The following is a 19,548-nucleotide window of genomic DNA, read 5'->3' as shown; positions in this document are numbered from 1 at the left end:
CTAATCGTCGATTTTTTTCTGAAGCATGCGGTTGTATACATCGACTTTTTTGATGTAATCCTGCCGTTGCTTTTCGTACTGCTGGATTTTCTTATTCAAGGCGGCCATTTTAAGGTTGATGGCGTCCCGCTCCTCCTGAGTCTTTGCTTCGGCTCTTAACCGCCCCAGCGCCTCCTGCTCGGCTTTCAGGTCTTTTCCCATTTCCGTCAAGGCGTCCTCTTCGGCTTTTAAATCCGCATACGCCCTATCCGTATCGGAGGAAACGGTGGAAGGAAAGCTATGGCGTTTTGCGCGGCGTTTTGCCGCTCTGGCGGCTTTTTCGGCCTTTAATTTCGCTTTTTCCGAATCGGACAAATTATCCGTGACGCCTTCATAGGTCTTGGGCCTTTGGTCGGCGGGAACCTCCATTATGTTGTCCGTATAGACCCAGGCGCCGCTTGCATCCTTGTACCGGTAGAACTCCGCCCAGCAGGCGCAAGGCGCCAGAGAAAAAACAACGCCTGCAATGATAAGAGCTTTTATCAGTTTCATTCAGGGCTCCTTTTGGAATTCAATATCAATGCGCATAATATAATATGGCCCTAATAGTATAGGGCCATATACTTATAGGCAAGATTTTTTATGGTGCTTCTTATTGTTCTTTTAACAGCCACAAAGAAGTCAGGATATTTTTGGAGTTAAGGACGAACCCCACTTTGGCGCCGGGTTTGAAAAACGAGGAGGCGATGGGCTGGCCCGTGGCTTCGGACCTGAAATCCACGTTGGTTCCCACCAGGGTCATATCGTCCACCACAAAGCCGTTCTCCACGATTTTGTCAATCACACCCGTGCCGTTGAACCAGGGGATGCCTCTGCTTTCTTTCAGGCCTTGCTCCACAGCGGTTTGACTGTACACTTTGGGTACGTCCAGAATGGCGTTGGCGCCTTCGCCGGTGGTTGCGCCGGCGAGAACGGAAGCAGGCAGGACTCCCGCTGCAAAGAGTAAAAGAGCGACGGCAGTTGTCATCCTCACAATGGTTTTCAGGTTGGTTGCTTTCATAATGTTCTCCATGGGCCTTGCCCAAGAGGCGGGGCATGGCCCCGCCCTTTTTTATAGACCAGGTTTGACCTGTTATTCCACTTCCATCCAGAAGAGTATGCCCGTATTATCGCCTGAGACAAGTCTCTGGTGGATGTCCTTATCCTGGGTGTTGGCCATCTCGCTCTTTACGTTCTGATCGGAATCTTTGAATTCCGTGTCGCCGAAACCGTCGCCCACGTCATCGGCTTCGTCATCCCCGGTTGAGCCGTCATCATCATCGGAGGTGTCGTCGCCGATGTTGGCGCCGTCCTCGTCGTAATCCGGTATGGTGACGTAAACCGGAGGATAGATGCGGCCGTTTACTTTAACGCCGGCAGGAGCCACTTTTTCGGTGCTTCCGTCGTCTTTGGTAATTTCAACCATGTCATCTATGTTTATGAGGCCGTCCCCGTTGATATCCGCACGGGGCGAGTCAAAGTTAGTGCCCGTACACGGGTCGAGCTGCATCAGCATGGATTCGCCGCCCGCGGAGCATTGGGAGTCCTTGGGAATGGTGGTAATGACTGTCAAGGTGCCGGAGCTGAGGGTCAACTCGGTGATAATCCGCTCTTTGGAAATAGGCAGGTTAAAATACCAGCCGCAATTGGTGACCACATATTCGCCGTCCGCGTTTGCAGTAGCCCAGGTAATTTCATTTTCGGACATAACGCGATACTCGTTGGCGCCGTCGGAGACCCATTCGTCCTCGGTTTGTTCCACCAGCACGGCCGAGCTGTTGGAAACCGCGCCGGTGGCGTTGTTAAGATCGCCGTAGTACAGCCCTGTATCGTCGGTGAAATCCCAGACGCAGTAAAGGGTCTGGGTGTCGGAGTTGGTAAAGTCCGTGTCGCCCAGGTACTTGCCCGTGCCGAACATGACCAGGTAGCCGGGAAGCGTGCTGTCGCAATGAGCTATGGCGACGGGCGCTGTGGTAATGGGCTGTTCGGTTCCACCGGGACCGGAGACGGAAATCATCGGTTTGGACGCCGAGCCGCTGGAGAACGCAACGCCCCAGGCGTTGGGATCGGCGCTGGAAAGGTCGAACTTCCAGAGATTGCCTTTCAAGTCGCCGGCGTAAGCTGCGTCGACCACGCCGTTGAAATCCCTATCCACGGGCAAGGGGGTGGAAAGGCCGTTGCAGGTTCCCGCCGTGCCAGTGTCGATTTTACGGATCAGTTCGCCTGTCATGGCGTCCAGGATGAAAAGAACCGCGCTCTGATCGGGGCTGGAGTAGCCGTTGCCGAAAATCACGCTCCAGCCTTGCGTGGTCCTTATTATATAACCCAGGCTAAAGCTGTAGCCTACGTCCGCTACATCCGCAGCAGGCGTGTTGGTGCGGGGGTATTCCCACAACACGGAGTCCGCCAGTTCGGCCTCCGTGGCAATGGAATCGGCATTGGTTATGTCAATGCAGAAGTAGCCTTTCCCGCCCTTGCCCAGGCCCCCAACCAGCAGGTCGGTGCTTCCCGCCGAGCGAACGCTTGGGGTGAGGTCCACATAGAACTGGTGGGAGTAGTTGACGTCCGACAGCGCGTACAGGTTATGGAACACGTGAAGCGGCACATAAGCCCACGCTTCCGCGCCCGTGTTGGAATTCACGGCGTGAAGCATGCCGTCGTTTCCGCCCACGAACAGGGTGTCGTTAAAGAACCTGGGCGCCGAGTGTACAAGGTCTCCCATTTTATGGTTCCTGTCCCTGAAAGAGCCTCCGTTATGCACCTCATTGGAGTCGTCGCCTCTGACAAAGTTCAATGTGTCCTCATCGAGAATGAGGGTTTGCATATAGGCGGAAATGTCGGTCCAGCGGAAAGGCACGCTTGAGGTTCCTGTATAGGTTGCGATTATCCTGTCCGTATTCCAGTTTGCATCATCCAGCCAATCCTGGGTGGACCACACGGCGGTGTCCATGTTGATGGCGGCGGTATTCGCATCCAGGGTGTAGGCCTGCAGGTCGCCGGTCCAACCGTCCACGGAGTAACTGGACTGGAAGGTCAGGGTGTCTGCGCTCAGTTCCTCGCCGTTAACGGAGACCGATGCGCCAGACCCGATGCGGGAGACCACATCTTGGAGGAGAGCCTGGAGGGAGTCCACCAGTTCCGTGGGATTGGCCGCGGAAAGAAACTCGCCCCTGCCGTTGACCGCCGCATGCCACATATCGTCGATCTTTGCCTTTTCAGCAGAGGTCGGATTGGGCCACGTGGGGTAAACCCTGGCGCTTGGGTTGCTGTTATACAGGTCGAAGTCATCCGGGTTTAGAGTTCCGGTGACTCCAAAGGAAATGGAGTAGGTGACCATGTGCTGATAGGTCGCCTTATCCGTGAAGCTGGTGGGAACCTGGTCGCTTCTGTTGGATGACAAGTCATTCTTGTAATACTTCATGGCCACGTCTGCCAGAGTGTCGCTATAGGAGTCCGCGAAAGGCGCTCCTTCGCCCCCGTCCTGGTTGCCGACGCTGGGGCTGCTCCCGTTCCAGTAGCCGTCGGTCATGACAATGGCAAAGGCCTGCTGGCAATCGCCTCCCTCTGCGGATTGGGCGTAGGGTGTGCCCGACCCGAGAGTACTGGCTGTTTCGTCTTCATGATAATAGGCGCCGACGTTTTTCAACCCAAGGCGCAATGGGGTGCCGCCGCTGCTTTGGGAATCATACAGCATCGTCAGGATGCTGCTGGAATTGTCCGTATAGGTGGTGACTCCGTCGGCATCCGTGCTTGCGACATTAACCGACGTCACGCCCATGCGATGGGAGGAGGAGTTGATTGTATACAGGCCAATTTGCACGCCTTGCATGCCGTCGATAACGTTGGACACGGCGGCTTTGGCGGCCAGTTCGCGTCTCCGGTAATAGGTGAACCAATTCGCAAAGTTCTGGAGTTCCTCCTCGTAGGTTCTCTCCACGCCTTGCGGCGTGTAGCCTATCACGTCGTCAGGCGGGCTGTAGTCCCGCATGATGGAGGCTTCCGTGACGTAATTGGTGTCATTGTTTCCAAAACGATAGTATTCCTTGTCGCCGCTCAAATTAACCAGATAGTAGGCGTTTTCTGAGGGGGAATAGGTATAATAGTGCGCATTTTTTACGTCCACGGATGTTACGCCCGTGGAAGGCACCCACTTAACGGCGTCGGCGCAAATCCTGTTGGTGGTGCTGGTGGTCACCGAGTAGGCCAGGGTTACGTTTTCAGAGGGATCCCCCGAAAACGTGAACTCGGCGGTTCCGTCCGTAGCGACCAGGGGCTGCCAGCTGCCGCCGTTGACGGACTGGTCGTAACTGGGCGTGACGGTGGCCCCGCCTGCGTGGTTGATGGTATAGACAATGTCATCGGCTCTGCCGGAAGAGGTCACCCAGTTTACGTAAACATTGTAAACCCCCGCCGGCAGGTTGGTGGGCGTCCATACAACCTCGTAATCCCCCTTCGCGTTGGAATACAAGTAATGGTCGTCTATAATAGCCTGGGAACTGGACGAGACCCCGAAAGAGGCGCCATTGGACTCGGTATAGGTGAAGTCCGGTGATCCGTCCAAATCGTCCACCAGATACTCCAGATTCACGGTGACATAGGTGTCGCCCAAAGCAAGAGTCGGCGTGGCTTTCGTGGGGTCGGACTGGGGCGCATTAATATTTGCATTATTATAATTGGGCCACGGATCATAGGTTGACATGGGGTCGTAATACATGTGGTTGTAGCCCGCATATTTGGCCTTCCACTGCGTTTCGTCGCTCAGATACTTTGTGCCGTATCCATTATCGGACATATACCAGTTGTAGTATCTGCTGCTAAACAAGCCGTCGCTTTCATCGGTCATGAAACACCAGTCCATACTGCCGGAGTCGTCCAGAACGAACATGATCATGGCCGGGGCGGCCTGCAGCTGGGTTTCCATGGGAACGTCCGCCAGCGACAAGCAAAGGGTCCCTGGTATTGTGGTGGTTGTGGTAGTCGTGGTAGCTGCTGTGGTTGTCGTCGTGGTTGTGGACGCCTCCGTTGTCAACGTTGTGGTTGAGGTGGTCACAATAGAGGCGTAATAACCCGTTTGAGAGTTTCCCGTACTGCCTGAAGCGAGAAAAACCGAAGTCGTGGGATTGGGCGAAGGCTCCAGGTAACCGTCAATATTGCTCCAGTAGACATTGTAGGTGTTATCCGCCAGGACCATGGCGGTTTCGTTATGGGACAGCCAATCGGTTTCCCACTGGCCCGTGTCCGTATTGAACAACCTCCACCGGGCGTTGGCCCTGGCCCCTGCGGGCTCTATCAGACCGGTGAAGGGGACCTTTTCCGCAGCTTCGGTCACGCAGAAGTTGTCGAACTCCACGTATTTGGTCGACCCGCTGTTATAGGCCGTCAGGTAGATGCCGATATCGATCGTATCATTGGCGGTGTTGACGGTCATATCGCGCATATAGACCCAATTGGTTCCGTCGGTGGAATAGTATGAGGAGAAGACGTCGCCGGTGCGCACCACCTTCACCCAGCTGGGATAAACTGTCGACCCTTTGGTGTAGCTGTTATTGAGGATGCCGTTATTGGTGGAATCGTAGTAGGCGAAAAATCCGTAGGAGTCGGTCAAACCCACACAGGCGTATCCCAAGGAGTCGTAGGAGTCCGAGATGTCGTTACGGAACATGAGGCCGCACTTGGAATAGCCGGAGGTGGAGTTCTTGTTGACGATTTCCACCACGGCTTCAAAGTCGCCCTCGACTTTCGTCAGGTACAGGGCCGCGTACTCATCCACAGAGGAAAACTGATTGGATCCCCGGCCGGACATATAAATCTTCCCGTTAGTCTCCTGAACGGTCGCCGCCACCCCGGAGTTGGTGTTATCCACAAAGCGCCAGTGAGGATCCAGGGAGCCGTCGTTAAAATCATCGCAAATAGCCCCCGTGGGGGCCTCGTAGGTAAAGGTTCCAAGGTCATTGACATTCGGTCCGGGGACGAAGTTGTAAGTGACTTCCGTAGGGGGTATCCAATCCGTGAGGTCAGAAAACTTGATGGTGTAGCTGCAGGTAGCCGTAATATCGTTAAATACATATTCCTCTCCGGAATCCAGCCAGCCGGAATCCGCGATGGGGCAGGATCCGCTCGCCTCCCGCACCACTTTCCATTGGGCGCCGGCGTCTATGGCTGTGGAAGGATCGAGAGCGGCCGTGACCCTGACCGCGTCTGCATAGTACACCGCGCTGAGGTCGTAGGTATTGAGGCTGGAAGGGACGTCCTCCAGCAGAAAAACCCCGCCGCTCTCGTTGACAGTGATTGTGTTCGTTCCGTTATTGAAGGTGATTTGGGTGGGGGCTGCGTAATAGCTGCCGTCCACCAGAGACACTTCATAATCGCAGGTGCACGGGGTATCGACCGGGCAGTCAAAGGTATATTGGCCGGCGGAGATGTCGCCGGAGTCGCCATAGGAGCAGTTGGTTCCGGAAAGTTTTTTAATGCGCCATTGGGCGCCGCCGTTAGCCGCCTGCCACGGAGAAATGTCCATGTTAAACGTGGTTCGATCCGGAATTTCCACATACTCTCCATAAACGGTGTATGAGTTTCTCCTCCGCCACGTCCCAGTTTCGGGATCCGGGGTTTCGTAGCCGGGAATATCCGGAAAGTGGACAATATAGTTGCATGTGGTGGCTCTGTTGTACGTGACGGTCGTCCCGGGGGAGTATTCCCGCGTCAGTTCATAGTCGCAGTCCGAATCAGCGACCGTTTCAATGCGGAACTTGCCTTCCCAGATGTAGTTGTCATCCTGGTCGACAAAATAAACCGTCACCCAGAAGTTGTTGCTTCCGCCCCACCCCCAGGAGAAGGCGTTTGAGGGGGTAAAAACGGCTCCAAGCGCCAATACAGCCAGGAGAACCAGGCAGGAGACCCGACCCCAAGTCAGGCGGGATAGCGGTAGGTTCTTACTTTTTCCTGTTTTATTCATGTCTTCAACCTCTGGTTTTCCTGGTGTTATCTAAAGTCACTGACCGTCTGCGATTTAATCTGACTGCTTGTCCTTGTCCGACTGCAGCATTGCAAGCTGGTACCCGAGTTGGACGATCACCTCTCCCCCGTCATTATGGGAGCGCCCGAAAATCGTGTACCTCTCCAGGGTGATGAAATCGTCCCCCGTAGCGTCAATAGTGGTAACCCCGCCTCCGCTCGAGTCGTAGCGAACCTTGAACTTAACAACCTCGCCCATGATGGTTCTTTCTTCAACACTATGGGTCCAGGTAATGGGGTGCTTGATCCAGTCCTCAAACTGGTTTCCCTTATACATCCAGACTGGCATTTCCGAGTCTGTGAATTCGTCCACCGAGGCGGGGTCATCCTCTTGAGGGACATATGGGTTATTCTTCAAAGCCAGGGCGCCAAGCCTTGCGGCGGCCTCGGCCAAAGCAAAGTTGCGGTTGTATACGTCCTGATTTTTAGCGACGGAGATGTCCGTGCTGGAGGAGGTCATGGCCGTAACGCCCAACAGAGAAAGGACGACCATGACCAGCAAAGCCAAAATCAGGATGGAGCCCTTTTCTCCGCCGGCGATGTTTTTCAACCTTTCAATATTCATGGGTCTATAGTTCCTCTGCATCGGATAGGAGGGTTTCAAGGGTCATGGTCCTGGTCTCTCCCCTGTTATCATAGATAACGGAAATCTTGACATTTGTGATCATGGCGGTGAATGGTTCGACGGTTATATTGACGGTCATTTTTCGGCCGTTCTGGGTAAGCACGGTCCGGGAAGGCGGCAGATTGCTCACTCCGTCAAACTTCGTTCCCGCAACGATTTCCAGGGTGGATCTGGCCAGGGACATGGCTTCGTCCTGAATGCTGATAAAGGTGTTTGTGGCTATGGAATTGGCCTGCATGGACCCCGCCGCCAGAACGCCTACGCTGAGGATGCACATGGCGATAAGCACCTCTATGAGGTAGGCCCCCTCTTGATCCTTCAAGCGTTTGCGTATTTTATACATCCCGTTATGTTTAGTCACGGCAGCCACCTGTCCCGTATAAGTTTTTTTGTTATTGGTTTTTGTAGACCATATTACGCATATGGATGAGCGCGCTTCCCCGCATGGTAATATACTCTCCCGTGAGGCGGTCCTCCACGGGGGAGCGGGCTTCTATTTCCACCCTCACAAAATTAGCCCCTGATATTAGAGGAAGCCCCGGGCCCAGCCCAAACAAGCCTTTTAAGGTATAGTCCGTGGTGGTCGTCAACGTGGCCGGCACGTTCATTCGGGCAAGGTAGTCAAAATTGAGACTGGTCACATTTTCCAGGACGGTCTCCACATGCCTTGCATCATCCTCGTATATGGCCTCGCGCACAAGCGTGTCGTCTACAAGATAATATTGTACGTCCTCGCCGACTCCATCGGCTTTATTATCCCCGTTATAATAGCGGCTGTGAGTTTGCGAAGTCACGCCCGCCAGCTTCTTGGTCCCCCCCTTGGTCGGCAGAAAATCGCTGGTGACCCGGATGCTTTGGTTATCGGCGACGCATAGGCCGAAATGAAAGTCGTCGCCGTATATGGGGTCGCAGCCGGCCAGCCGGAAGTCTTTATTCATCATATTGATGGCCGCCCGGATGTCCTGTTTCAGCACCAGCCGGTTCTGATTCCTCTGGTAACTGGCCACCGTGGTGGACATCATGCTTGAAATCGCGGCGGCCACTATTCCTGAAATCGCCAGATAAATGAGTAATTCCAGCAGGGTGACGCCGGCGTTTGAGCGCAATATGCTTGCCTGTTTTCGCATGCTTACTCAATCCTTACTTTTCCGGTCAGGGACACGGTGATAGTCCTGGAGCCCGCGCTGGGGTGCTTCAGGACAAGATTATAGGACTGGGGAGTGGTGCCGTTGGGATGAAAGATGACATTGGGGAGGGTGTCTATGGTCACCCCCTCAAAATCCGCCATTTTGCGGACCACGCCTGAATAAACCTTTCCTTCAGGCAGGGCCGTGATGTCAAACATCTGGATTTTCCATTCCGTCTTGGCCACATTGCAACCCACGCCTACGTCGCGATTATAGGTGGCGGCGTCGGCCTTTGCCTTCAGGAGATCCGCCCTCAGGGTATTGGCGGCTACGTTCAACCTTTGGGTAGGCAGGACCGATGTCAACCCGGTGATGGCGATGCCCGCCAGGATGGCGCTGATCAGCACGACGACCAGCAATTCCAGCAGGGTGAAGCCTTGTTGGGAGGACGGATCCGCCGGGGATGGTTTTGCAAGGAGGAGCATAATTACTTAGCCTCTCAGGGTTTTTTGCGGCTATTTACAGGCAATAGGGAACCTAAGCGAATGTACAGCATTCGCCAGTTGTGGCAGATATAGCAAAGTGCGTAGAAGTATTCAATGAGTCGTTTCACACCATTTATGTGAAATGCATCACACTTTTTCCGTGAAAAAATAAATATCCTGTTCGAATCCCATTAAAAAACCCAATACATTTCCCAGCAAAAATTTCTTTGACGAGTTTTGGGCCAGGCTACCAGCTTGTTTCTAATGTGCGGATTTTTGAAGCGGCCCGTGCGCAAACATTGGTTTCCGGCGCCAATTCACAGACCTTTTCCCAAGCCCCCTTGGCTTTGGTGCGCAAACCGGTGCGGAGATAGGCTTCTCCCAGGTCGTAATAGGCTTCGGCGAACCGGGGAGCTGCAACCAGGGCCTTTTCCAGGGAGATCACGGCTTTTTGGGGGTTGCCCGTCTCCATGTAAACTTGTCCCAGGCCGCGCCACCCAATGGCGTAGTTGGGGGATTGGTCCACGGACATGAGGTAATATTCCAGCGCTGAGTCCATGTCGCCTTTGTTGAAATAGGCCCAGCCAAGATTGGCGGCGGGCTTCCACGGGGTGGGGTAGGTGAGATTGGCCAGAAGGTCCTTAAAAACCTCAATGGCCTTGTCCCATTCCGCCAATTCCAAATAAGCGCAGCCCAGGTTATTTTGCGCGTTTAAATATTCGGGGTTCAGATCCACGGCGCGCTGGAAATGCTCAACCGCTTCCTGGGGCCTGCCCAGGGTAAGGAGCACCAGGCCCAGATAGTCCTGGACTTCCACATCCTGGGGGTCCAGCGCCTCAGCTTTCAGGAACTCGCGCAAGGCGGCCCTGGCCCTGTTTTCGTTCATGAGGACGACGCCCAGTTCCTGGGTCGCCTCCACCTGTTTCTTCACGTTGGGATCCTTTTTCGGACCGCATGCCGGGACGGAAACAAGAATCAGAATGCCCAAGACGGCAAGGCCCCCTTGGAGTCTTTTGGCTTTCAGCGCGTTAAGGCATTCTCTCATGAACTTCATAAATACTTCCTCCGAATTATTGTTTAACCAAGATTACGCTCACGCCCTTGTCCACAAGAAACGCCGTGATCATATCATGCAAAGGCTCGTCTGTCACGAGCACGGGCCTGTACCGGCCTTCGACGATCAGCAGGCCCGGCACTTTGAGAATGGGGGCGATGTCCCTGGAACGGTTGGCGCCCAGGTATTCCGGGTCCCACATAAAATCCAGGCGAAGCTCCCTGGCCATGTTTCGGCACCCGTTAAGCGCATCGTCCATCTTTGTGATGCGGTAGACTTCAAAGCCCATCTTCCTGATGGTGTCGTGGGCCTCGCCTCCCATGGTTCCGAAATCAATAAGCACCTCCCGGCCGTCCTTGGTTTTCAACCGGTTGACGACCGTTTCCACTTCAAAGCCGGCGTAGGGAAAGGAAAAGGGCGAGTTTTCCTTATAATCCGCGCCAAGAGCTTTCATCAAGGCGGCGATTGTCATCCGGGGCGAGGGATGATCCAAAAGCAACTGCAGGGCCGTGTCTGCGTGCTTTTCGTTTTTAGGGGCGTCCTGGGCAACTTGTGGAGCGCCCTCGGGAAGGATGTCGGCTATTTTGATCGCGTTATCGGCGAAATAGCGGACAATGTCAGGGTGGCAGAATTCCTTGGGGTCCTCCAGCCAGGTGACGGCGACATATTGATACCGCCCCTGTCCGGGCAGCACCAGGTGGCTGTTCACAGTCACTTCCACGTTGCCGTCAAAAAAGGACAAATCCACCTTGTCCGGGCTCAGGCCGGCCTTTGCCATGACGTCGCCCAAAATGCCGCCGGGCGTGGCCTGGGGGGGAAGGTCAAAGACGTCCACGCGCCCCCACATGTCGGTCACCGCCTTCTGCTCTTCCCTGGTGAGACTGGTCTGCTCCCCCAGCATCATAAAGCGTCCGTCCGGCAGCCGGATGACGGGGTGTTTTTCAAGGTCCAGCTTCAGGTCCTCTTTTCCCATGCGGGGAAAATAATAATAGCCTTGATCCATGACCATGCCGCCCAAGGCGCTGATGGCGCCCTTCAGCGGCTCAAGGGCGTCTTCCGGCGACGCCTTTTCAGGTGCAGGGGCCATGTCCCCGGGAAGGGGCGCGGGTTTAAGAGCCTGCGTGGGCGCCAGAGAGTCCTCTTCCAGAGCCCGGCCGTCCTGCAATGCGACGGGCGATTGAAATCCATCCCCGGTCAAAGGCTCCACGCGCGGCGTGGGGTCGAATTTGGGCGTGCTTCGCGGTTTCTTTTTCGGAGCAGCCTCAGGCTTGGCCGGCGTCTTGGACGCTGCGGCGGCTCCGGGCTTGGGAACAGGCCTGGCCGCTGCTGCCGCTTTGGGCCTGGCTGCGGCCATGGCGCCGGGTTTGGGCGCGGCCATGGGGACGGTCTTGGGCAGAGTGATCCGCTGCCCGGCGTATATGCGGTTGACGTTTTCAATATTGGGGTTGAGCTCCTTGAACCGCTCGATGGCGGCCAGATAGGAGGGCGAGCCCACGCCGCCGAAGCGGGGGCTCATGATGCCCGACAAGGTGTCTCCCCGCTTGACCGTGTATTTTTCGTAATGCTCGATTAAATCTTCAGGCTTGACCGCAGGCGTGTCTTCCGGAACCTGGGAGGTGACCAGCGGCAGGGTGACGGAGCCCATATCCTGTTCCGGCAGGGATCCGGGGGGCAGCTTTTTCAGGGGGATCAAAAGAAACTGGCCGGGGAATATTCTGTTGACGTCCGTGATGTGGGGATTAATGGCTTTGAATATGCTGAGAAACTCGGGGAAGTCTTCGGCTGAAATCTGGCCCCGCAGGCGAAGCAGCTCAATAATGTGGTCGCCTTTCTGCACTACGTAGGCGTCGCACAAAATGTCCTCGCCGAAAGCTTTGTGGATTTCATAATCCTTATACAGGACTGCGGACCGCCCCGCCCCGGAAAGCGCAAAAACCGCCAGGGCCAGGGCCAGCAGCAAAAAGCCGCGGCCCCGTCCGGCCATGGAGCGGTTAATATTTTTATTTCCTGGGCGACAGATTGAGCTTTTCCGCAATATCCTGGGAGGTTCTTTCAACAAACCGCTCAAACTCTTCTCTTTCAAGGGGTTTTCCCGGAGCCGGAACCTTTTCCAGGTCCGCAGGACGGACCAGAACAGGCCGGTTTTGAAGCTCGGGTTTGGGCGTTACGCCGAATTCCGGCGGAAAGGCGTCATCAAAATACATTTCCTGAAAGCCGGAGAACTTCAAGGCGTGGGCCGTGGAATCCAGCACCGCGGTTTCCGAGGAGTCCATCACGCCTTGCTTCAGGGCGGCGGTCATGCCTGCGAGACACTCCCCTCCCTGGGTGCACGCCACATGGCCGAAGCGGTTGGCTGTAAGCTGCCAATCCATGATTTGCTGTTCGGTCACCTGGACCACGAACACGTTCTTTTTCCCGGATTGCCCGTTATAATCCCGGACCAGGGAAATGACCCTGGGCATGGAAACCGGGTTGCCGATCATGGCGGCCTGGGCCACGCTGGGTTCAACGGTCACGGGAACGAACTTACGTTTGTCCTCGTCGGGCTCCAGGTAATATTTGTAAACAGGGTCGGCGTGATGAGACTGAACGCCCACCACTTTGGGCAGAGCGTCAATGATGCCGCACCGGTAAAACTTCAGGAAGCCGGACATGATGGCCGTGATGTTGCCAGCGTTTCCAATGGGCACGAATACGACCTTGTTGGACATGTCGTAGTCAAAATCCTGCGCCAGTTCATAGGAATAGGATTCCTGCCCCAAAATGCGCCAGGCGTTTTTGGAATTCAGCAAAGCCACGTTATAATTTTCAGCCAGGGCTTCCACCACTTTCATGCAATCGTCGAACACGCCTGGAATCTCAAAGACCTGGGCGCCCGCGCCAAGGGGTTGGCCCAGCTGCTGGGGCGTGACCTTGCCGTGGGGCAAAAGCACGGCCGACTTGATGTCCGGCTGCAGGTAGCTGGCGTAAAGGGCCGCCGAAGCGGATGTGTCTCCGGTGGAGGCGCACACGGCCAGGACGTCTTTCACCAGCTCGGATTTAATGAGAAAATTAATATATGACAGGGCGCTTGCCATGCCCCGGTCTTTAAAGGAGGCGCTGGGATTTTGCCCGTCGTTTTTATAAAAAAAGCGGCCCCCAGCCTTTTCCTGAAGCTGCTTGCCCGCCTCCACCAGGGGGGTGTGCCCCTCGCCCAGGTAGACCACGCAATCCAGCGGCACAATGGGTCCGATGAATTCATGATAGCGATAGATGCCGGAAACGGCGGGTTCGCTGGACATCTTGCGATAGTCCAGAATTTTGCGCCATTCCCCGGGAGTGCGCTGCTTCAGCCGGTCGAACTCCATGTCATGGAGCAAGAGCACCTGGCCGCAGCTGGGGCAGGTGTACAACAGCTTTTCGATGCCGAATTCCTCGTTGCAGGACAGGCACCGGTAAATAATTTTCCCGCCCGGTTTGGGCAGGATGCTTCCCCTTATCTCTTGGGGAAAATCCTGGAGCTTCATTTTTCTATAACCTCCCTGCCGCCCATGAACGGACGCAGGACTTCGGGGATGATAACGGATCCGTCCGCCTGCTGGTAGTTCTCAAGGATAGCGGCCAGGGATCTGCCCACAGCCAGCCCGGAGCCATTGAGGGTATGGACGTGGGACGTCCCTTTTTTACCCTTGCTTTTAAACCGAATATTGGCCCTGCGGGCCTGAAAATCCTCGCAGTTGCTGCACGAGGAGATTTCACGATACACGCCCTGCTGGGGCATCCATACTTCCAGGTCGTAGGTCTTGGCCGCGCCGAAGCCGATGTCTCCGGTGCAAAGGTTCAAAACCCGATAGGGCAAACCCAGCTCCTGGAGAATGGTCTCGGCGTTTTGCAGCATGCCTTCCAGTTCGTCGTAGGAATTGTCGGGATGGGAGAACTTGACCATCTCCACCTTGTTGAACTGGTGCTGGCGAATCAGGCCCCGGGTGTCCTTGCCGGCGGACCCGGCCTCGGACCGGAAGCACGGGGTGAACGCCGTGTAATATAGGGGAAGAGCCTCTTCGTCCAGGATTTCCTCGGCATGAATGTTGGTTACGGGCACTTCGGCCGTGGGAATGAGAAAATACTCCCATCCTTCCAGCTTAAACAGGTCCTCCTCAAACTTGGGAAGCTGGCCCGTGCCGGTCATGGTCTTTCTGTTGACGATAAAAGGCGGCAGCACCTCTTTGTATCCATGCCGGGTGGTATGGGTCGTGAGCATAAAATTGATGAGGGCCCGCTCCATCAATGCGCCGTCTCCGAAATACAACGGGAAGCGGGAGCCGGTGATGCGCGCGGCCCTTTCAAAATCCAGGATGCCCAGGCCCTCGCCGATGTCCCAGTGGGCTTGAGGTTCAAAGTCGAAACTCTTGGGTTCGCCGTGTCTTTTAAGCTCCACGTTGTCGTTTTCGTCTTTGCCCACGGGAACGGACTCATGCGGAATGTTGGGTATCCGCATAAGAAGTTCGTTAAGAGCTTCTTCCTTTTCCTTAAGCCCGGATTCCAGGTCCTTGATTTTGCCGGAGACTTCCTTCATGTCCGCCATGAGATCCGCAGCGTCTTTTCCTTCCCGCTTCATGACGGCGATGGTTCCGGAAACCTCGTTGCGTTTGCGGCGGAGTTCTTCCACCTCGGCGAGAACAGTCCTGCGTCCCGCCTCCAAATCTTCGAATCCCGCCAGCAGGGTTTCCTGATTCCGATTGGCCAAAGCGGTTTTCACCGCATCTAAATTTGCTCGCACATACTTGAGATCAAGCATTTTTGTCTTACCTTATGCGTTGTATCGGCCGTCCCCTTGGGGCGAGCCCATATAGTAATAGGTCGGATTGCATTACCCCGCACGGGGTTTCCCATAATTTTGAAGTACCATGCGCATCTGAGTTTAGTCAATGATTATTGCAAGTTGACTTTATTAACCGCATATGTTATCAATCTAGTCTTGTATTTTCATAAAAGGCTCAACGGAGACAGCCATATGGAAGATGTTAGGATCAAGAAACGTGAAGTCCGTACCCAAATCCTGAATATCCGTGAGGGTATGGATTCAGTGGAATACGAGAAAAAAAGCTCCGCTATCCAGGAAAGCCTTCTGGATTTCGCCAATTTCCAGGAATCCAAGACAATCCTGTTATACAGCCCTTTTCGCAAGGAACCGGATTCCACCGGCGTGATCGAAGAAAGTTTTTCCATGGGCAAGGTGGTCCTTCTTCCCGTGGTCCATCCCAAACGCCAGGAATTCATTACCTTCAAAATAGACAACCTGGAAGGCGATATGCGGGACGGCTCCGGCGGAAAAAGAGAGCCGGACCCCAAAATATGCAAGCCCGTGCCTCTGCGTTTTATCGAACTGGCCATCATCCCAGGCGTCGCATTTGACGAACGGGGCGGCCGCGTCGGCTACGGAGAAGGCTATTACGACAAGCTGATCCCCCTGCTGCCCGCCACCACCAGAAAGGTGGCCATCGCCTTTGAAAATCAGCTGGTCAGCCAGGTGCCCATGGAAGCCCACGACAAATTCGTTGACATCATCATCACGGAAGAGCGGGTCATCTATAAAATATGAGCCAAGTGGAATTCACCCTGACAGGCTGGAAAGCCGTGGCCGCCGTTATTGTGGTTGCGGTATTGGCTGTCTTCAGCCTGTTCATGCGCAATACAACCTTGGATTCGCAAGGTAAGGAAGTCATCCGCAAGTGGGTCGCCTCGGATTATGCGCGCCAGGCCCTGGCCAAATGGGAAGGGACGGATTATTCCAAAGACCCGGATCTGGCTCAGCAAAGCGCGGACGAAATACTGAGCGGCCTGAACGTCGCCGTCACGTCCATCAAAGCCAAAGGCGGCAAACAAGAACCCATCGTCCGGGTGGAAATCCTGGTGGACGGCAAACCTCCCGCCGACGGTAAGGGCGTCCGCTATTACCAAATGAAGTTCTCGCCCATCACCGGCTGGACCATGGGCCGGCAGGTCTCGGCCTTTTCCTATTACGCCAAAATATTCTGACCCGCCCCTGCTCACGATAAAGCGTAGACCATAAACGCCGCCCGAAAGGGCAGGTGCGGAAATTCTTTTTCGCCGTTCTCCGTAAAGCCGATTTTGGCGTACCAATCTCTTAAATCCAGTTGCTCAGCTATGATGCCGACTTCCACACGCTTGCAGCCCTGCGATTTCGCCTGCTCCAGGGCGAAATCCGCCAAAGCCCGGCCCAGGCCCTGGTTGCGGCGTCCTGGAAGCACAGCCAGACGCTCCAGATAGCAGACCTCCGGCCCGGCCTGCTCCAGGGCGAAGCAGCCCACAGCGTCTCCATCCATCTCCAAAATAAAGTAATGGACGCCTTGATCCAGGGCGGTTTTTATCCAATCCCAGGTGCAATTGGAGGGATGCCTGGGGCAGTTTTCCAGGGTCAGGTTGAACCTGTCCGCCACGGTCTTGAAGGAAGCACGGATTAGGGAAACGAGGACTTGGACGTCGTTTTGGTTGGCTTTGCGGATTTTCATGGGGGATCGGCTCCTGATTGTGGTGCAAAAAACGAACAACAGTTTGCGCGGAGACCGCGCGGCTTAAGGCGAGGAGACCTCGCAACTGCAAAAAAAAACGGTTTCAAGCAAGATATTTCACCCGCCGGCCATACCCAATTCCAGCGCACTTTCCCGGCCGCGCCTTGTGTTCTGCGAACCCAGGCAAAAAAAGCCTTGCCTGGGCCACCCTAAGAATGGGCAGGGCAAGCCCTGCGATACAGCGAGAAGATCTCGCGAATACCTTGGGCGCGGAGGCCGCGCAACTAGGGGGCGCGGAGACCGCGCGGCTTCAGGCGGGGAGACCTCGCTGCTGCGCGATTATTATGCGTCCAAATCCGCTTTGAGCAGGGCTTGGGCCAGGGCCAGGTCTTCGGGAGTGGTGATCTTTATATTGTTCCGGCCGCCCTCGATGATGTGCACCGCCATGCCCAGGCGCTCAACCAAAGAGGCGTCGTCCGTGCCTTCAAAACCGTCGGCCAGGGCTTTTTCGTGAGCCTCCATTATTAAGGGATAGGAAAAGGCCTGGGGCGTCTGGGCCAGCCACATATTGGCGCGGTCAACAGTCTTGATAATCCGGCCGTCATTGTCGGTCAGTTTGAGGGTGTCGAAAGCGGGAACGCCCAGCATGCAGGCGCCGTTTTTTTCCGCGCCTTGGACGCATCGGGAGACGGCTTCCGCTGTGACAAAGGGCCGGACCCCGTCGTGTATGGCCGCGATGGCGGTTTGGGGATCGCAGGCCCGAAGGCCGTTGTATACGGACTCCTGGCGAAGACGAATGCCGCCGGGCGCCAGGTCCAGGGGCGTGGCAAGGGTCAGGGGGGCGAGAACTTGCTCCCGGCACAGGGCGTAATCGTCTTGGGGGACCACCAGGATAATGCGGTCCACTTCCGGGCATTGGTCAAAGACCTCGATGGTCCGGGCCAGGATGGGCCTGCCCAGAACCTCGAGGTATTGCTTGCGGACGGACGCGCCCATGCGCTGTCCGCTTCCGCCTGCAACAATGACCGCGGAGATCATAACTCGCGCTGCCGGAGATGGCGCATGACCGTGGATTCCAGTTGCGGCGCCATGTTAAAGAAAAAATGGTCCTCGCCCTTGATTTCAATAATCTTGGCGCTGCGGTTCCATTTCCGGACCTTGTCGTGAATCAGATAGGGCGGAGCGAATTCGTCCCGCTCTCCCACGATCACCATTTCCAGGCTGGGCAGCGACTCCACGTCGTCAAAGCTGAGCATGTCCACGGGCGGGGCCACCATAAGCAGGGGCGGAGGTTCAATCTTCCATTGGGTCCGGGCCGCCACCCAGGCGCCGAAGGAATAGCCGGCCAGGTGGATGTCCTTTTTTCCCAGGTCCATCAGATAGGCCACGGCGGCCAGGATGTCGTCGCGTTCTCCGTTGCCGTCGTCGTGCAGGCCTTTGCTTTTACCCACGCCGCGGAAGTTAAACCGCAGGCAGGTGTAGCCGGACTGCACGTAGGCTCTGGCCAGGGAGTCCACCACGATATTATGCATGTCTCCGCCGTACAGGGGGTGGGGATGGGTGACCACCACGGCTTTTTCGCCGTCCTGTTCGTCCAGGAGGCCTTCCAGTTCCAGGTCAAAACATTTGAATTTAACGGACTGAGTTTGCGCCACTATACCTTTCCTCCGCTCCATCGCAGTTTGGTTTTCAAGACGTCAAAATACGACTGGCCAGGAACCTTGATCATGATTGTGGGGACCGGGGCTTTTTGAATGGTGATGGTGTGGTGCTCGTTGAGCTTCAAGCCCGCTTGGCCGTCGAAGGTCAGGGTGACGTCCATGGCCGTGGCGTCCAGGGTCATGCAAATGGTGGACGTGTCCGTGACGATCAGGGGCCGGTTGGTCAAGGTAAAGGGGCAGATGGGCGTGAGAACGATAGCCGCCACCTGGGGCTCCAGAATAGGCCCTCCCGCAGCCAGGGAGTAGGCCGTGGATCCGGTGGGGGTGGCCACGATCAGCCCGTCAGCCCGGAATGTGGTCAGATACTCTTCATCCACATAGGTGTTTACGTTGGCCAGCCTGGCCAGGGTTCCGTTGTTGATAACCACGTCATTGAGCACGGTCTGGGTGGTGATGATTTTTTCGTCTTCCCGGACGGTCGCCAGCAGGCGAGTTCTTGTCTGGGTGGTGAAATCCTTTGTCAGGACGGACTCCAGAACCGGATACAAGTCCTGCTTCCTGGTTTCGGACAGGAATCCCACTGCGCCGAATTTTACACCCAGGATGGGAATTTCCTGATTTCCGATCCACCGAGCCGCAGACAGAAAGGTGCCGTCTCCGCCCAGCACAATGACGCAAGACAAGTCCGCGGGAGCGTGTCCGGGGTTGCTTTGCGTCACATCCAGCACAGGGGGGGAGCTTTCCCGCCTGAAAACCTCAATATCGCGGTTTACCAGCCATTTCTGCAGTTGGTCCGCCATCTCAAGCGGTTCTTCATGCACTTTGGCAAATATTCCGATTTTTTTCATAAAAAGTAAGGTAACCTAAAAAATTTCTTGATACAAAAAGCCTGTTGGTAGAAGATATACTATTGTAGACCGTCCAGGGGCAAGCGCTTTTTAATAATCCCCCGGCTCAGGATAGATGCAAACAATCGAACCCAAAGGCTTTTTTGCCTTGACTCTATCATTAGGGTTTGATTTGGAGAATTTATTGTTCGCTGTTTTCAATAT

General features: G+C 55.5%; 17 protein-coding genes. 2 read left to right on the top strand and 15 right to left on the bottom strand.

What is annotated here, in order from left to right; all coding sequences use genetic code 11:
• The 11 genes from BUE18_RS10020 to serS form a co-directional block, all read right to left on the bottom strand.
• Window positions 1-531: a DUF4124 domain-containing protein gene (locus BUE18_RS10020; RefSeq protein ID WP_073475342.1), complete on the bottom strand. Its 531-nt coding sequence runs from the start codon at window positions 529-531 to the stop codon at window positions 1-3.
• Window positions 532-631: 100 nt separating this feature from the next.
• On the bottom strand, window positions 632-1,039 hold the full coding sequence (locus tag BUE18_RS10015; protein ID WP_073475341.1) for a hypothetical protein: 408 nt from the start codon (window positions 1,037-1,039) through the stop codon (window positions 632-634).
• Between the two features lie 72 nt (window positions 1,040-1,111).
• Complete coding sequence (locus tag BUE18_RS10010; protein ID WP_073475339.1) at window positions 1,112-6,973, bottom strand: PilC/PilY family type IV pilus protein; 5,862 nt, start codon at window positions 6,971-6,973, stop codon at window positions 1,112-1,114.
• A 54-nt stretch (window positions 6,974-7,027) separates the two neighbouring features.
• Window positions 7,028-7,597 (bottom strand): PilX N-terminal domain-containing pilus assembly protein, encoded by a 570-nt coding sequence (locus tag BUE18_RS10005; protein WP_073475337.1) that lies wholly within the window; start codon window positions 7,595-7,597, stop codon window positions 7,028-7,030.
• 4 nt (window positions 7,598-7,601) lie between these two features.
• Complete coding sequence (locus BUE18_RS10000) at window positions 7,602-8,018, bottom strand: type IV pilus modification PilV family protein (protein ID WP_139264669.1); 417 nt, start codon at window positions 8,016-8,018, stop codon at window positions 7,602-7,604.
• Window positions 8,019-8,049: 31 nt separating this feature from the next.
• Entirely contained in the window at window positions 8,050-8,784 is a 735-nt protein-coding gene (locus BUE18_RS09995; RefSeq protein ID WP_073475333.1) for a PilW family protein, read from the bottom strand.
• 2 nt (window positions 8,785-8,786) lie between these two features.
• A complete protein-coding gene (locus BUE18_RS09990; protein WP_073475331.1) occupies window positions 8,787-9,269 on the bottom strand; it encodes a GspH/FimT family pseudopilin in 483 nt (160 codons plus the stop codon).
• Window positions 9,270-9,516: 247 nt separating this feature from the next.
• The gene (locus BUE18_RS09985) at window positions 9,517-10,323 is read right to left on the bottom strand and encodes a tetratricopeptide repeat protein (protein ID WP_073475329.1); all 807 of its coding nucleotides are present in this window, start codon (window positions 10,321-10,323) and stop codon (window positions 9,517-9,519) included.
• A 16-nt stretch (window positions 10,324-10,339) separates the two neighbouring features.
• Window positions 10,340-12,307, bottom strand: coding sequence for a LysM peptidoglycan-binding domain-containing protein (locus BUE18_RS09980; RefSeq protein WP_073475328.1), 1,968 nt, complete (start codon window positions 12,305-12,307; stop codon window positions 10,340-10,342).
• A gap of 16 nt (window positions 12,308-12,323) precedes the next feature.
• The gene (gene thrC, locus BUE18_RS09975) at window positions 12,324-13,829 is read right to left on the bottom strand and encodes a threonine synthase (protein ID WP_073475326.1); all 1,506 of its coding nucleotides are present in this window, start codon (window positions 13,827-13,829) and stop codon (window positions 12,324-12,326) included.
• The gene (serS, locus tag BUE18_RS09970; protein ID WP_073475324.1) at window positions 13,826-15,100 is read right to left on the bottom strand and encodes a serine--tRNA ligase; all 1,275 of its coding nucleotides are present in this window, start codon (window positions 15,098-15,100) and stop codon (window positions 13,826-13,828) included. Before serS ends, thrC begins: the two co-directional genes overlap by 4 nt.
• Before the next feature lie 216 nt (window positions 15,101-15,316).
• Here serS and BUE18_RS09965 point away from each other — a divergent pair, with 216 nt between their 5' ends.
• Together BUE18_RS09965 and BUE18_RS09960 are read left to right on the top strand one after the other, a co-directional pair.
• Window positions 15,317-15,904 carry a 5-formyltetrahydrofolate cyclo-ligase gene (locus BUE18_RS09965; RefSeq protein WP_073475322.1) on the top strand — a complete coding sequence of 196 codons (588 nt, stop codon included), beginning with the start codon at window positions 15,317-15,319 and terminating at the stop codon, window positions 15,902-15,904.
• Entirely contained in the window at window positions 15,901-16,341 is a 441-nt protein-coding gene (locus BUE18_RS09960; protein ID WP_073475321.1) for a hypothetical protein, read from the top strand. The genes BUE18_RS09965 and BUE18_RS09960 overlap by 4 nt, the downstream gene beginning before the upstream one ends.
• A gap of 11 nt (window positions 16,342-16,352) precedes the next feature.
• Here BUE18_RS09960 and BUE18_RS09955 read toward each other — a convergent pair whose 3' ends face one another.
• The 4 genes from BUE18_RS09955 to BUE18_RS09940 all read right to left on the bottom strand — a co-directional run bounded on the left by BUE18_RS09955 (window position 16,353) and on the right by BUE18_RS09940 (window position 19,344).
• A complete protein-coding gene (locus BUE18_RS09955; protein ID WP_073475319.1) occupies window positions 16,353-16,835 on the bottom strand; it encodes a GNAT family N-acetyltransferase in 483 nt (160 codons plus the stop codon).
• A 342-nt stretch (window positions 16,836-17,177) separates the two neighbouring features.
• Window positions 17,178-17,873: a 2-C-methyl-D-erythritol 4-phosphate cytidylyltransferase gene (gene ispD / locus BUE18_RS09950; protein WP_073475317.1), complete on the bottom strand. Its 696-nt coding sequence runs from the start codon at window positions 17,871-17,873 to the stop codon at window positions 17,178-17,180.
• Window positions 17,870-18,490, bottom strand: a complete 621-nt coding sequence (locus BUE18_RS09945; RefSeq protein WP_083610912.1) for an alpha/beta hydrolase — start codon at window positions 18,488-18,490, stop codon at window positions 17,870-17,872. Before BUE18_RS09945 ends, ispD begins: the two co-directional genes overlap by 4 nt.
• The gene (locus tag BUE18_RS09940) at window positions 18,490-19,344 is read right to left on the bottom strand and encodes an NAD(+)/NADH kinase (RefSeq protein ID WP_073475313.1); all 855 of its coding nucleotides are present in this window, start codon (window positions 19,342-19,344) and stop codon (window positions 18,490-18,492) included. The genes BUE18_RS09945 and BUE18_RS09940 overlap by 1 nt, the downstream gene beginning before the upstream one ends.
• Window positions 19,345-19,548 lie beyond the last annotated feature (204 nt).

The sequence above is a fragment of the Desulfatibacillum alkenivorans DSM 16219 genome (genome assembly GCF_900142135.1).
GTDB lineage: Bacteria > Desulfobacterota > Desulfobacteria > Desulfobacterales > Desulfatibacillaceae > Desulfatibacillum > Desulfatibacillum alkenivorans.
Note: the sequence above shows the minus strand (reverse complement) of the source record. Positions and strands in the feature narration are given on the sequence as shown.

What these genes read in the sequence shown, in the direction of transcription:
- BUE18_RS10020 (WP_073475342.1), bottom strand. Translation starts at nt 531, where the DNA reads ATGAAACTGATAAAAGCTCTTATCATTGCAGGCGTTGTTTTTTCTCTG.
- BUE18_RS10015 (WP_073475341.1), bottom strand. Translation starts at nt 1,039, where the DNA reads ATGAAAGCAACCAACCTGAAAACCATTGTGAGGATGACAACTGCCGTC.
- BUE18_RS10010 (WP_073475339.1), bottom strand. Translation starts at nt 6,973, where the DNA reads ATGAATAAAACAGGAAAAAGTAAGAACCTACCGCTATCCCGCCTGACT.
- BUE18_RS10005 (WP_073475337.1), bottom strand. Translation starts at nt 7,597, where the DNA reads ATGAATATTGAAAGGTTGAAAAACATCGCCGGCGGAGAAAAGGGCTCC.
- BUE18_RS09995 (WP_073475333.1), bottom strand. Translation starts at nt 8,784, where the DNA reads ATGCGAAAACAGGCAAGCATATTGCGCTCAAACGCCGGCGTCACCCTG.
- BUE18_RS09990 (WP_073475331.1), bottom strand. Translation starts at nt 9,269, where the DNA reads ATGCTCCTCCTTGCAAAACCATCCCCGGCGGATCCGTCCTCCCAACAA.
- BUE18_RS09985 (WP_073475329.1), bottom strand. Translation starts at nt 10,323, where the DNA reads ATGAAGTTCATGAGAGAATGCCTTAACGCGCTGAAAGCCAAAAGACTC.
- BUE18_RS09980 (WP_073475328.1), bottom strand. Translation starts at nt 12,307, where the DNA reads ATGGCCGGACGGGGCCGCGGCTTTTTGCTGCTGGCCCTGGCCCTGGCG.
- thrC (WP_073475326.1), bottom strand. Translation starts at nt 13,829, where the DNA reads ATGAAGCTCCAGGATTTTCCCCAAGAGATAAGGGGAAGCATCCTGCCC.
- serS (WP_073475324.1), bottom strand. Translation starts at nt 15,100, where the DNA reads ATGCTTGATCTCAAGTATGTGCGAGCAAATTTAGATGCGGTGAAAACC.
- BUE18_RS09965 (WP_073475322.1), top strand. Translation starts at nt 15,317, where the DNA reads ATGGAAGATGTTAGGATCAAGAAACGTGAAGTCCGTACCCAAATCCTG.
- BUE18_RS09960 (WP_073475321.1), top strand. Translation starts at nt 15,901, where the DNA reads ATGAGCCAAGTGGAATTCACCCTGACAGGCTGGAAAGCCGTGGCCGCC.
- BUE18_RS09955 (WP_073475319.1), bottom strand. Translation starts at nt 16,835, where the DNA reads ATGAAAATCCGCAAAGCCAACCAAAACGACGTCCAAGTCCTCGTTTCC.
- ispD (WP_073475317.1), bottom strand. Translation starts at nt 17,873, where the DNA reads ATGATCTCCGCGGTCATTGTTGCAGGCGGAAGCGGACAGCGCATGGGC.
- BUE18_RS09940 (WP_073475313.1), bottom strand. Translation starts at nt 19,344, where the DNA reads ATGAAAAAAATCGGAATATTTGCCAAAGTGCATGAAGAACCGCTTGAG.